Below are 11,924 nucleotides of genomic sequence, written 5' to 3'. Positions count from 1 at the left end.
GAGGGAGGGGCCCATCGCGAAGCGATGGGAGGGTGAGGGCGTGACGAAAAGCCGGTTCGAACTTCGCGACGGTACCGTAGATCGCGCACGCCGACTGCGCGGCGACGCGACGCCAGCCGAAAAGAAGCTCTGGTCGGTCCTTCGCGGAAGCAATATGGGCGGTTTCAAATTCCGCCGTCAGCAACGTCTCGGGCCATTTGTGGCCGACTTCGCCTGTCAATCGGCGCGATTGGCGATAGAGGTGGATGGTGATAGCCATGCGCATCAAATCGAGTATGACGCGCGGCGAACGGAATTTCTGATGCGAGAGGGATATCGGGTGCTGCGCTTCACGAATTTGGACGTGATGGATAATCTGGAAGGCGTGTGTCGGGCGATCGAGCTTGCTCTTGCTGGCAAGCCCTCACCCTCCCACGCGGCTTCGCCGCGCGGGCCCCTCCCTCTCCCCCAAGGGGAGAGGGGCGTATGAGTTTCAACAGCTTCGGACGCGTTCTTCGCTTCACGACGTGGGGGGAGAGCCATGGCCCCGCGCTCGGCGCCGTCGTCGACGGCTGTCCGCCGCGGCTGTCGCTGTCCGAAGCCGACATCCAGCCTTTCCTCGACAAGCGCCGTCCCGGCCAGTCGCGCCACACGACGCAGCGGCAGGAACCCGACCAGGTGCGCATCCTGTCGGGCACTTTCGAGGGCAAGACGACGGGCACGCCGATCAGCCTGATGATCGAGAATGTCGACCAGCGCTCGAAGGATTATGGCGAGATCGCGCAGGCGTATCGCCCTGGCCACGCCGATTACGCCTATGACGCAAAATATGGCATCCGCGATTATCGCGGCGGCGGCCGGTCGAGCGCGCGCGAAACCGCGGCGCGGGTTGCCGCGGGCGGCGTCGCGCGGCTGGTGATCCCCGAGGTGCAGATCCACGCCTGGGTCGCCGAGATCGGCGGCGACGCGATCGACCCCGCGAACTTCGACCTCGACGAAATCGACCGCAATCCCTTTTTCTGCCCCGATCCCGCTGCGGCGCAGCGCTGGGAAGGCTTGATGGATGCCGCGCGCAAGGCGGGCAGCTCGCTCGGCGCGGTGATCGAATGCGCCGCCAGCGGGGTTCCCGCCGGCTGGGGCGCGCCGATCTATGCCAAGCTCGACAGCGACCTCGCCGCCGCGATGATGGGGATCAATGCGGTGAAGGCGGTCGAGATCGGTGCCGGCTTCCACGCGGCGCGGCTGCGCGGCGAGGAAAATGCCGATCCGATGCGCCCCGCGGCCGACGGCAGCAACCGCCCCGATTTCCTGTCGAATAATGCGGGTGGCATCGCGGGGGGGATCTCGACCGGCCAGCCGGTCGTCGTGCGCGTCGCGTTCAAGCCGACCAGCTCGATCCTGACTCCCGTGCCGACGGTGAACAAGGCGGGTGAGGCGACCGATATCGTCACCAAGGGCCGCCATGATCCGTGCGTCGGCATCCGCGGTGCGCCGGTGGTCGAGGCGATGATGGCGCTCGTCCTCGCCGATCACAAGCTGCTGCACAGGGCACAAAACGGCTGATGGCCTGATGGACTCCGTCGCCGCCTTCATCGCGGAGCAAAAGGCGGTAATCGGTCTGTTCGTGCTCGCGGGCATGTTTGCGGCCTTTGTCTGGGAACGCTTCTCGCCTTCAGTCGTCGCGGTCGCCGGCGCGGGCACGATGCTCGCGCTTGGCCTTCTCGACGAAAAGGGGGCTTTTGGCGTTTTCTCGAACAGCGCGCCGCTCACCGTCGGGGCGATGTTCATCCTCTCGGGCGCGCTGATCCGTACCGGGGTGATCGACAAGGTCGGCAATTATGTCGTCGACCGCGCCAAGCGGCACCCGCGCCTCGCGGTGGTCGAAGTGTTCGGCGGCGGGCTGCTCGTGTCGGGCTTCATCAACAGCACGCCCTTCGTCGTCGTGATGATGCCGGTCTGTTTCCGGCTCGCGGAGGCGCTTGGGGTCTCGCCCAAGAAATTGCTGATGCCGCTGTCGGTGATCGCGGTGCTCGGCGGCTGCCTGACCCTGATCGGCACCTCGACCAATCTCGTCGTGTCGGGCATCGCCGAACAGGCGGGGCTCGAACCCTTCGGTCTGTTCGACATCACGCCTTATGGCCTCGCGGTCGCGGCGGCGGGGGTCGTGGGTCTGCTCGTGATGGCGCGCTTCCTGCCGTCGGACTATCCGCGGATCGCTGAAAAGGCCGATGGGGCGGAGCAGCTTTACCTGACCGAACTCGGCCTTCGGGACGATGATGCCGCCATCGACATGGCCCTCGACGCGGCCAATCTCGGCATCGCGCCATCGCAGATTGTCGGCGTGATCGCGGGCGGGCGCATGATCACCGGGAACGACGCGCAACACCACCGGCTCGCGGCAGGCAACCGGATCGTCGCGCGGCTCGACGGCGCGGCGCTGATGACGCTGCGCAGCGAGGGACGCTTTGCGATCGGCATCGGCGATAGTCCCGAGCGCGAATCGACCGTGGTCGAGGTGACGGTTTCGCCGAGCCACCGCTCGATCGACCGGCCGCTCGCCGAAATCCCCTTCCTTCAGCGGCAGCGCGTCCGCATCCTCGGCGTCACCCGCTTTCGCCACCTTCCGGGGCCGACGCTGTCCGAAAACCGCATCCGCGCCGCCGACCGCCTGCTGATCGACGCCGACGAGGCGAATATCGCGCAGCTGCGCGACAACCCCAATCTGATCGGGCTGGCGATGGCGTCGGTCACCGCCTTCCGCCGCCGCCGCGCGTGGATCGCGATCCTCGTGATGGCCTGCGCGGTCCTGCTCTCGGCGACCGACGTGATGTCGATCGGCATCGCGGCCTTCATCGGCGTCGCCATCGTGCTGCTCACCCGCTGCATCGACGCGTCGGAGGCGTGGGGCAGCATCGACGGCGATGTGCTGATCCTGATCTTTGCGATGCTCGCCGTCGGCGCGGCGCTCGAACAGGCGGGGTCGGTCGCGCTGATGGTCGGCGCGCTCGACCCGATCCTGGCGGGCGCGCCGCAATGGGCGGTGATCGCGATCGTCTATTTCTCCGCGCTTTTGCTGTCCGAATTGCTCAGCAACAATGCGGTCGCGGCGCTGATGGGGCCGCTGGTGATCGGCATCGCCGAGGCGACGGGCGTCGCGCCGCAGCCGCTCCTCATCGCGCTGATGCTCGGCGCATCGGCCTGTTTCGCGACCCCGGTCGGTTACCAGACGAACACGCTCGTCTATGCCGCGGGCGACTATCGTTTCATGGATTTCGTGCGCATCGGCGTCCCGCTCAACATCCTCACGGGTATTGCGGGCTGCGCCGCGCTCGCCTTCTGGACGCCCTGACCGCGCGATAGGCCCGCCAGCGATTGCCCGCGGCGCATCACCCTGTTACCTCGGCTCGCATAAAGATCCGCCCAGGGCGGAACAGGGAGTAATTTATGGGGCATCGCCTGACGTTTTATATTCTGATCGGTATGATCCTCGGGGTCATCACCGGTTATCTGGTGCGGGTTTATGTCCCCGCCGACAGCGAAGCCTTCACTTACTGGCTGCGCAGCTTCAGCACGCTTTCGACGATCTTCCTCAACCTGATCAAGCTGGTCGTCGCGCCGCTGATTCTCGGCACGCTCGTCGCGGGGATCGCGCATATGGGCGACAGCTCGGCGCTCGGCCGCATCGGCACCCGTGCGATCGCCTGGTTCATCCTCGCCAGCCTGATTTCGATCAGCCTCGGCCTGATCATGGTCAATTTCTTCGAACCCGGCGCGGGGCTCAATCTCACCGTCGGCGCGCATTCGATCGCCGAGGTGGGCGAGGTCAAGAAACTCGATCTGTTCGAGTTTATCGAGCATGTCTTCCCGAAGAATATCTTCCAGGCGATGGCGGACAACAATGTCCTCCAGATCCTCGTTTTCGCGCTGTTCGCGGGCGTCGGCCTGACCGCGATCGGCGACAAGGGCAAGCCGCTCGTCCGCGGCGCCGAGGCGCTCGCCGAACTGATGCTCCAGATTACCGGCTATGTGATGCGCCTCGCACCGATCGCGGTGTTCGGCGCGCTCGCGGGGGTCGTGGCGAAATATGGTCTCGGCATCCTCGGCACTTATGCCGAGCTGGTCACCGAATTCTATCTCTCGCTCGTCGTGCTCTGGGTTATTCTGCTCGGCGCGGGCGCGATTTTCCTCGGCCGCCGGATCTTCGCGCTGATGCGCTATATCCGCCAGCCGCTGCTGATCGCCTTCTCGACCGCCTCGTCCGAAGCGGCGATGCCCAAGCTGTTCGAACAGCTCGACCGTTTCGGCGTGCCGCGCCGCATCTCGGGCTTCGTGCTGCCCTTGGGCTACAGCTTCAACCTCGACGGCTCGATGATGTACGCGAGCTTTGCGACGCTCTTCATCGCGCAGGCTTATGGGATCGAGCTGTCGATCACGCAGCAGATCCTGATCCTGCTGACCTTGATGGTGTCGTCGAAGGGGATCGCCGCGGTGCCGCGCGCGAGCCTTGTCGTCATTACCGCGACGCTCGCGATGTTCGACCTGCCGGTCGAGGGCGTCGCGCTGATCTTCGCGATCGACCAGTTCCTCGACATGGGTCGCACCGCGACCAACGTCGTCGGCAATGCGGTGGCGACGAGCGTGATTACCAAGTGGGAAGGCATGCTCGAAGCGCCCGAAGCGCCCGATCTCGAACGGCCGCACGCCCCGGCGCATACGCCGCATCATGGAACTCGCGGGCTCGATCTTCGTGATGACATAGCGGGGGACGAAAAAAAGCCGGCGGCCGATAACGCGTAACCCGCGCGCTTCGGGCCGCCCAACCGGGGCGAGCAAGGAGCGGAGGCATGGCCGAAGCAGTAGCGGCAATCGACGGGGCGCACCGTGACGAAGCGCGGGCGCGGCGGCTGCGCTGGCGCATGCTCGTCGGTTTCCTCGCGGGCCTCCTCATCGGGCTGGCGGTCCATTATGGCGCACCGGACGCCACGTGGGTGGAGACGATCACCACCTATGTGACCGGCCCGCTGGGGCAGATATTCCTGCGCCTGCTGTTCATGCTCGTCATCCCGCTGCTCGTCTCGGCGCTGATCGTCGGGGTCGCCGAAATGGGCGAGATGCGCGCGCTGAAATCGGTCGGCGTGCGCACGCTCGTCTATACGATCGCGGTGTCGACGATCTCGGTCGTGATCAGCCTCGCCGTCGTCAATTTGATCCAGCCCGGCGCGGGGGTCGATCCCGCGCTCGCGCGTTCGCTGATGGCCGAGGGGGCGGCAGGCGCGCAGGCCATCGCCGACCGCGCGGGCGAGGCGAAGACCGGGATGGACGCGGTCGTCGCGATCGTCCCCGACAATCTGTTCGCCGCGATGGGCGAGAATGACGTGCTCGCGGTGATGTTCTTCGCGCTCTTCTTCGGCATCGGGCTGATGCTCGTGCGTACCCCGCGTACCGAGGCGCTGAAGACCGCGATCGAGGGCGTATTCGAGGTCGTGATGAGGCTGATCGGGCTCGTCATCCAGCTCGCGCCGATCGCGGTCTTCTGTTTCATGTTCAACCTTGCCGCGCAGTTCGGCTGGGACCTCATCATCCGCCTGTCGGCCTATGTCGGCGTCGTGCTGCTCGCGCTCGCGCTCCAGATGTTTATCGTCTTTCCCATCCTGCTGAAGACGCTGGCGGGGAAATCGCCCGTCGCCTTCTTCCATCAGACGCAGGAGGCGTTCGTGATGGCGTTCGCGACGGCGTCGTCGAACGCGACGCTGCCGACGGCGCTGCGCGTCGCGCATGACCAGCTGCGTTTGCCCGACAAGGTCGCGCGCTTCGTGCTCACCATCGGCGCGACCGCGAACCAGAATGGCACCGCGATGTTCGAGGGCGTGACGGTGATCTTTCTTGCGCAGTTCTTCGGCATCGACCTGACGCTTCAGCAGCAGATCGTCGTGATGCTCGTGTGCATATTGGGCGGCATCGGCACCGCGGGCGTTCCCGCCGGGTCGCTCCCCGTGATCGCGCTGATCCTCGCCTCGGTCGGGGTGCCGCCCGAGGGCATCGGGTTGATCCTCGGCGTCGACCGCTTCCTCGACATGTGCCGCACGACCCTGAATGTCATCGGCGACCTGGTCGCCGCGACCGTCGTGTCGGCGGGCGTGAAGGATACGCCGGCGACGCAGGCCGCGCCGCCGGCCTGATATCCTAGTCGGGCCGGGCGTCGTTACCGCGGTCGCTGCGCGCGCGCCCCGCCGCGGGAGCCGGCCGCGGTTCGGGGGCGCTGCGCACCACCGGCGCCGGCTGCGGCGCGGGCGGGCGATAGGCCGGCGCAGGCCGTTCGGCGCGCGGGGGGCGGTTTGCTCCGCCGTCGCGCGGCGCGATCACATCGCGGATCTGGCGCGAACGGCCGGCACCCGGTTCGCGGTCGGGACGACCCGGGCGCCCTGCGCCCCAATCGGGACGGCCGGGGTTGCCCGTGGCGGGCGGCGTGCCCGGGTTGGCCGGATTGCGGCCGGGCCACGTGCCGCGCGGGCCGTCATGGTCGCGATCGCTACGGTTCCAGCCGCCACGGCCCGGGCGGTCGCCGCGGTCGGGGCGCCCCGGATTGCCGGTGACCGGCGGCGTTCCGGTCGCGCCATCGCCGGGGCCGCGGCCCGGACGCGTGCCGCGCGGGCCGTCATTGTCGCGGTCGGGGCGGTTCCAGCCGCCGGGGCGGCCGGGGCGGCCATCGCCCGGACGACCGTCGCCGTCGCCGCGATTCCATCCGCCGGGACGTCCCGGCTTCCAGTCATTGCGCCCGCCATGATGCTTCCACCAGGCACGGCGCCCGCCCCAATAGTTCAGATAGCGGTCGCGCAGCGGATAGCGGTTGCGGTAATTGTCGAACATCCACATGCCATAGCCGGGATAATAATAATCGTCGTACCAGCCGCCGCCGAAACCGATCTGCGCGAAACCGCTGCCATAATCGGCGCCATCATAGCAGTCGTAGCCATAGCCATCGTCATAGGCATAGCCGTCATAATCATAATAGGCGTCGCCATAGCGCGACGAGCAATCGCCGCCCGACGCATAGCTCGCACCATAGACATCGCCGTAATAGCAACCGCCAAGCGTCGTCGTCGCGAGAACGCCGAGCGCGATGGAGAGGGGGCGCTTCAAACTCTTCGCCATAGCTTTGTCCTTTTGGGTCCAACGGTTGCGACCCGTCACCTTGGCCGCTGGTTTGCACGAGTCGAGTTGAATTTGCGGTGAATGCTGTCCCACCCCCGTCAAAGCGTTACTTGCATCAGTGTCAGTAGTCCGTTACGCATCGGGACAAAGCAGAATGGACGAGGATTGACCCGATGAACGCGCCCGCGAATATCCAGCCGACGAAAAACTGGTCCGAAAAGCGTTTCGGCCCCGACACGAAGCACTGGCTGCCGCGCAACCCCGGCACGACGCTCGACCATATCCCCGGCGAGGACGGGCTGCCCGTGCTCGGCACCACGCTCGACCAATTACGCGACTATCCCGGCTTCGCGGGCCGCATGGTTGCCAAATATGGCCGCATCTATCGGAGCAACAGCTTCGGCGGGCGCAGCGTCGCGCTCCACGGTCCCGAGGCGAACGAGCTCGTGATGTTCGACCGCGAGAAGATTTTCTCGTCCGAACAGGGCTGGGGACCGGTGCTCAACCTGCTGTTCCCGCGCGGGCTGATGCTGATGGATTTTGAAAAGCACCGCGCGGACCGGAAAGTGCTCTCGGTCGCGTTCAAGCCTGAACCGATGCGCCATTATGCCGACTCGCTGAACGAGGGAATCCGTGACCGCATCGGCCAGTGGAGCGGCAAGACGTTCAAATTCTATCCGGCGATCAAGGAACTGACGCTCGACCTTGCTGCGACCAGCTTCCTCGGCATCCCCTGGGGGCCCGAGGCGGACAAGGTCAACAAGGCCTTCGTCGACATGGTCCAGGCGTCGATCGGCGTCGTGCGCGTGCCCTTGCCCTTCACCGCGATGGGCCGCGGCGCCAAGGGGCGCGCCTATCTGGTCGATTATTTCGGCAAGATGGTGCCCGAGCGGCGCGACGGCACGGGCGAGGACATGTTCAGCCAGATCTGCCGCACGCGCGACGACAATGGCGATCATATGAGCGTCGAGGCGATCGTCGACCATATGAACTTCCTGATGATGGCGGCGCACGACACGATCACCAGTTCGATCACCACGCTCGTCTGGGAACTCGCGCGCAACCCCGAATGGCAGGACAAATTGCGCGAAGAAATGCTCGCCGTCGCGCCGGCGGGCGAGGGCGTCGGGCACAACAGCCTCGGCCAGCTCGAAATGACCGAATGGGCGTTCAAGGAAGCCCTCCGCCTCGTGCCCCCGGTGCCGAGTTTCCCGCGCCGCGCGCTCAAGGATTTCGAATATGGCGGCTACCGCATCCCCGCGGGCACCTCGGTCGGCGTCAGCCCCGCCTTCACGCATATGATGGAGGAGCATTGGCCCGAGCCTGCGAAGTTCGACCCGATGCGCTTTTCGCCCGAGGTGTCGCGCGCGCGGCACAAATATGCGTGGGTGCCCTTCGGCGGCGGCGCGCATATGTGCCTCGGGCTGCACTTCGCCTACATGCAGGCGAAGATCTTTTTCCACCACGTCATCACGACGCACCGCATCGTCGTCGCCGACGGCTATGCCCCCGAATGGCAGGTGTTGCCGATCCCGCGGCCGAAGGACGGGCTGACGGTGAGTTTCGTTCCGCTGTAACCTGACCCGCGGCGCCGCGCTTGTTTGCGCGGCGGCGCGACCTATCTCCTGACTTTCGGGGACGGGAGGGGCAGGGATGGTTTTTGCGTTGTTTTTGGCGGGCTTGATCGCCGTGATGCTGTTTGCGCCGGGCACCGGCGCCGCGCGCTGGCTCCACCGCTTCACGGTGGAGGAGCCGATCCGCCTCGTCGAGCGGCTCGAGCGCAAGCATATCCTCTTCCTGGTCGTGGGCCTGTTCGCCATCCAGGCTTACGCTGCCGTGCTGCCCGCCGAACTCGCGGTGGCGCTCGCATGGGACATGACCGCCTATGTCGACGCGATGATCGCGACATGGGCCCTGTCGACCTTCGCGCGCGTCCGGTCGATGAAAGCTTGGGTCGCGGTCCGCATGGCGGCGCTGCTGGCGCCCTTCAGGCGTCTGCGCACGCGGGCGCGGCGAAACCGCCCGGTCCGGCCCGATACGCGCAAGCCCGCTGCCAACGACGACGACCCATGGCCGGTGCTGATGGCGGCCTGAGCGTAAGGCGCGAACGGCGACTTTTGGGGTGGGAAACTGCCGTTGCTTCCTTTCTCTTCGTCATCCCGGACTTGATCCGGGATCCCGCTTTTTTTGGGGGGGGGCATCGGCTGGCTTCGACCTCAAGCGGGACCCCGGATCAAGTCCGGGGTGACGATGAAAGAGAAGGTCCGCAACCGGTCGAAAACCGCGATCTCTCTCCCAGATCGCCCGCGAAGTCTTCAACCGTTTCTCACCCCCGGATAAACAGGCTCCGGATCCACGGCGACCGCGTGCGCGTCGCTTCGCGCCAGTCGCCGTCCTCGCCCGCATCGGCGGCGATCCGGCTGGGGTCGAGCAGTTTCAGCCGCGCGCCGCGAAACGCCGCGCCGCGATAGGTGACGAAGGTCAGCCCATGTTCGAGCGCGGTCGCGGCGAGTAGCGCATCGCGGTCACTTTCGAGCGGCAGCGCGGCGCGGCGGCGCGATATGGTCAGATCGACCGGCAGCACGCGGCCCTCGAACGCGGGCAGCACTTGCGCGTCGATCCAGTCACGCCACGCCGCGGCCGCGGCCTTCCCCTGTTTCGCCGCAAGCGCGGCGGCATTTTCCAGCTCGACGAGCGAGAGCGCCGACAGGAACATCGATTGCCGCGAGGTGCGCTGCGCCCATCCCGCCAACCCCGCGCCGTCGCCGTCGGCGCGCGCGTGGCGCAGGTCGAACAATATATCGGCGTCGAGCAGGAACATCAGCCGCGCCCGTCCAGCGCCCGGCGCAGATACGCACGGTCGAGCGCGATGTCGCCGGGCGGGGCGGCGAGCAACTGCGCCATATTCTCCCGCTCGCCGCTGAGCTGGCGCCAGGCGTCGATGCTGATCAGTACGTGCGTGGGCCGCCCGCGGTCGGTGACGAACACCGGTTCGACGAGCGCGAATCGCTTCGCGCGGCTGACATCCTGATTGAGTTCGCGGCTCGTGACGCGCTTCATGACCACCCTCGCTGATGCAAAATCAAGGCATATTGTGATCGTTCACATGTAGGTACATTACTACACTGTTACCGCCCCGCAACAAAAATGATCGGGGGCCGGGAAATCGGCAGTCGCGGGCGCGCCCAATCGCGGACTCGCCATTGCGCTCGCGGCGCTTTCATGTCTCCTGATGCCGGAAACCGGCGAACAGCGACGTAAACCAGATCGCAGACGCCACGGGTGGGAGAGGGAAATTGGTATCCAATATGTTCGATGAACTGCTCCGCGCGGTGAGCGACGTCCTCGGCGCGCACGGCCCGGCGGTCAATTCTGCGGCGAGCTATACGCCGACCGATTTCAGCATCCATTTCTTCCTTCAGATCGCGGTGATCCTGATCGTCTGTCGCGCCGTCGGCTGGGCCGCGAAGAAATTCCTCGGGCAGCCGCAGGTTGTTGGCGAAATGATCGCCGGCGTCCTCATCGGCCCCTCGCTCTTCGGCCTCTTCTTTCCCGAATTCCAGGCGGCGCTGTTCCCCAAGGAAACGCGGAGCATCCTCTACGTCTGCGCGCAGGTCGGGGTGGGCCTGTACATGTTCCTCGTCGGCACCACGCTCCGCCTCGACCATTTCCAGTCGAAGGCGAAGAGCGCGATGGGCGTGTCGGCGGCGGGCATCGTCGCGCCCTTCCTGTTCGCCGCGTTGATCACGCCGTTCCTCCTCGACGTTCCGGGGCTCTTCACCGAAGGGCTGAGCCAGGGCAGCGCGACTTTGTTCATGGGCGCGTGCATCGCGCTCACCGCGTTTCCGATGCTCGCGCGCATCATCAACGAGCGCGGCCTCGCGAACACCGCGCTCGGCACGCTCACGCTGACCGCCGGCGCGTTCGACGATGCGGTGTCGTGGTGCGTGCTCGCGATCGTGCTCGCGACCTTCGGCGGCGGTCCCGGCGTCGCGCTGATCGCGATTATCGGCGGACTCAGCTTCGCGCTGTTCATGTTCTTCATCGGACGCAAATTGCTCGTCCCGCTCGGCCGCATCGTCGAGGAACGCGGCGAGATGAGCGATACGATGCTGTCGATCGTCCTGATGCTCTTCGCGCTCTGCGCCTTCGTCATGGACGCCGCGGGCATCCACGCGGTGTTCGGCGGCTTCATCCTCGGCGTCTGCATGCCGCGCGGCAAGCTGACCGAAGAGATCAAGCGCAAGATCAGCCCGATCACCATCCTGCTCGTCCCCGTCTTCTTCACCTACTCGGGGCTCAACACGCGGCTCGACACGGTGAACAGCCTGACCTTGCTCGCACTCGCGTTCGGCATATTGCTCGTCTCGATCGCGGCGAAGTTCGGCGCTTGCTGGTTCGCCGCGCGGATCGCAGGCGAGGACAACCGCACCGCGCTCGGCATCGGCGCGCTGATGAATGCGCGCGGACTGATGGAGCTCATCATCATCAACATCGGGCTGCAAAAGGGCATCATCGGGCCGACGCTTTTTTCGATGATGGTCTTGATGGCAATCATCACCACGGTGATGGCGGGGCCTTTGTTCGAATTCGTCTATGGCCGCAAGGCGCGCGAGACGGGCGAACTCGGCCAGCTCGGCACCGACGGCCCCGATGAGCCGCAACCTGCCGAACGGCTGGCCGCCAATCCCGTCTGACAAGGTCCCCGCGCTGCAACTATGCCCTAAATCGTCATCCCGGCGTAGGCCGGGATCTCCACGGCGCGTTAGGATACGAAGGCGAGATCCCGGCCT

Annotated in this window: 11 protein-coding genes; 8 read left to right on the top strand and 3 right to left on the bottom strand. The window is 66.1% G+C overall.

What is annotated here, in order from left to right; all coding sequences use genetic code 11:
- Positions 1 to 40: 40 nt before the first annotated feature.
- The 5 genes from ATE70_RS03685 (at position 41) to ATE70_RS03665 (ending at position 6,158) form a co-directional block, all read left to right on the top strand.
- Positions 41 to 469 (top strand): endonuclease domain-containing protein, encoded by a 429-nt coding sequence (locus ATE70_RS03685; RefSeq protein WP_058536976.1) that lies wholly within the window; start codon positions 41 to 43, stop codon positions 467 to 469.
- Complete coding sequence (gene aroC, locus ATE70_RS03680; RefSeq protein ID WP_058536605.1) at positions 466 to 1,542, top strand: chorismate synthase; 1,077 nt, start codon at positions 466 to 468, stop codon at positions 1,540 to 1,542. The genes ATE70_RS03685 and aroC overlap by 4 nt, the downstream gene beginning before the upstream one ends.
- A gap of 7 nt (positions 1,543 to 1,549) precedes the next feature.
- Positions 1,550 to 3,328, top strand: coding sequence for an SLC13 family permease (locus tag ATE70_RS03675; protein WP_058536604.1), 1,779 nt, complete (start codon positions 1,550 to 1,552; stop codon positions 3,326 to 3,328).
- 95 nt (positions 3,329 to 3,423) lie between these two features.
- Complete coding sequence (locus ATE70_RS03670) at positions 3,424 to 4,776, top strand: dicarboxylate/amino acid:cation symporter (RefSeq protein WP_058536603.1); 1,353 nt, start codon at positions 3,424 to 3,426, stop codon at positions 4,774 to 4,776.
- Between the two features lie 47 nt (positions 4,777 to 4,823).
- Positions 4,824 to 6,158, top strand: coding sequence for a dicarboxylate/amino acid:cation symporter (locus ATE70_RS03665; RefSeq protein ID WP_156419821.1), 1,335 nt, complete (start codon positions 4,824 to 4,826; stop codon positions 6,156 to 6,158).
- Positions 6,159 to 6,162: 4 nt separating this feature from the next.
- Here ATE70_RS03665 and ATE70_RS03660 read toward each other — a convergent pair whose 3' ends face one another.
- On the bottom strand, positions 6,163 to 7,131 hold the full coding sequence (locus ATE70_RS03660) for a hypothetical protein (RefSeq protein WP_058536602.1): 969 nt from the start codon (positions 7,129 to 7,131) through the stop codon (positions 6,163 to 6,165).
- A gap of 173 nt (positions 7,132 to 7,304) precedes the next feature.
- On the opposite strand from ATE70_RS03660, the gene ATE70_RS03655 reads away from it, so the two are divergent.
- Together ATE70_RS03655 and ATE70_RS03650 are read left to right on the top strand one after the other, a co-directional pair.
- A complete protein-coding gene (locus ATE70_RS03655) occupies positions 7,305 to 8,708 on the top strand; it encodes a cytochrome P450 (protein WP_082639922.1) in 1,404 nt (467 codons plus the stop codon).
- A 76-nt stretch (positions 8,709 to 8,784) separates the two neighbouring features.
- A complete protein-coding gene (locus ATE70_RS03650) occupies positions 8,785 to 9,225 on the top strand; it encodes a hypothetical protein (protein WP_058536601.1) in 441 nt (146 codons plus the stop codon).
- Positions 9,226 to 9,457: 232 nt separating this feature from the next.
- Here ATE70_RS03650 and ATE70_RS03645 read toward each other — a convergent pair whose 3' ends face one another.
- Together ATE70_RS03645 and ATE70_RS03640 are read right to left on the bottom strand one after the other, a co-directional pair.
- Positions 9,458 to 9,952, bottom strand: a complete 495-nt coding sequence (locus ATE70_RS03645) for a PIN domain-containing protein (protein ID WP_058536600.1) — start codon at positions 9,950 to 9,952, stop codon at positions 9,458 to 9,460.
- Positions 9,952 to 10,191, bottom strand: a complete 240-nt coding sequence (locus ATE70_RS03640; protein WP_058536599.1) for a type II toxin-antitoxin system prevent-host-death family antitoxin — start codon at positions 10,189 to 10,191, stop codon at positions 9,952 to 9,954. Before ATE70_RS03640 ends, ATE70_RS03645 begins: the two co-directional genes overlap by 1 nt.
- Before the next feature lie 248 nt (positions 10,192 to 10,439).
- On the opposite strand from ATE70_RS03640, the gene ATE70_RS03635 reads away from it, so the two are divergent.
- Positions 10,440 to 11,828 (top strand): cation:proton antiporter, encoded by a 1,389-nt coding sequence (locus ATE70_RS03635; RefSeq protein ID WP_058536598.1) that lies wholly within the window; start codon positions 10,440 to 10,442, stop codon positions 11,826 to 11,828.
- Positions 11,829 to 11,924 lie beyond the last annotated feature (96 nt).

Origin of the sequence: Sphingopyxis sp. H053 (assembly GCF_001468225.1) — a bacterium.
Lineage (GTDB): Bacteria > Pseudomonadota > Alphaproteobacteria > Sphingomonadales > Sphingomonadaceae > Sphingopyxis.
The sequence above is the reverse complement of the archived record's forward strand: the minus strand, read 5'-3'. Positions and strand labels throughout refer to the sequence as shown.

Bases quoted from the DNA above. Each gene is read 5' to 3' on its own strand.
- ATE70_RS03675 (WP_058536604.1), top strand. From the start codon at position 1,550: ATGGACTCCGTCGCCGCCTTCATCGCGGAGCAAAAGGCGGTAATCGGT.
- aroC (WP_058536605.1), top strand. From the start codon at position 466: ATGAGTTTCAACAGCTTCGGACGCGTTCTTCGCTTCACGACGTGGGGG.
- ATE70_RS03635 (WP_058536598.1), top strand. From the start codon at position 10,440: ATGTTCGATGAACTGCTCCGCGCGGTGAGCGACGTCCTCGGCGCGCAC.
- ATE70_RS03670 (WP_058536603.1), top strand. From the start codon at position 3,424: ATGGGGCATCGCCTGACGTTTTATATTCTGATCGGTATGATCCTCGGG.
- ATE70_RS03645 (WP_058536600.1), bottom strand. From the start codon at position 9,952: ATGTTCCTGCTCGACGCCGATATATTGTTCGACCTGCGCCACGCGCGC.
- ATE70_RS03640 (WP_058536599.1), bottom strand. From the start codon at position 10,191: ATGAAGCGCGTCACGAGCCGCGAACTCAATCAGGATGTCAGCCGCGCG.
- ATE70_RS03660 (WP_058536602.1), bottom strand. From the start codon at position 7,131: ATGGCGAAGAGTTTGAAGCGCCCCCTCTCCATCGCGCTCGGCGTTCTC.
- ATE70_RS03665 (WP_156419821.1), top strand. From the start codon at position 4,824: ATGGCCGAAGCAGTAGCGGCAATCGACGGGGCGCACCGTGACGAAGCG.
- ATE70_RS03655 (WP_082639922.1), top strand. From the start codon at position 7,305: ATGAACGCGCCCGCGAATATCCAGCCGACGAAAAACTGGTCCGAAAAG.
- ATE70_RS03650 (WP_058536601.1), top strand. From the start codon at position 8,785: ATGGTTTTTGCGTTGTTTTTGGCGGGCTTGATCGCCGTGATGCTGTTT.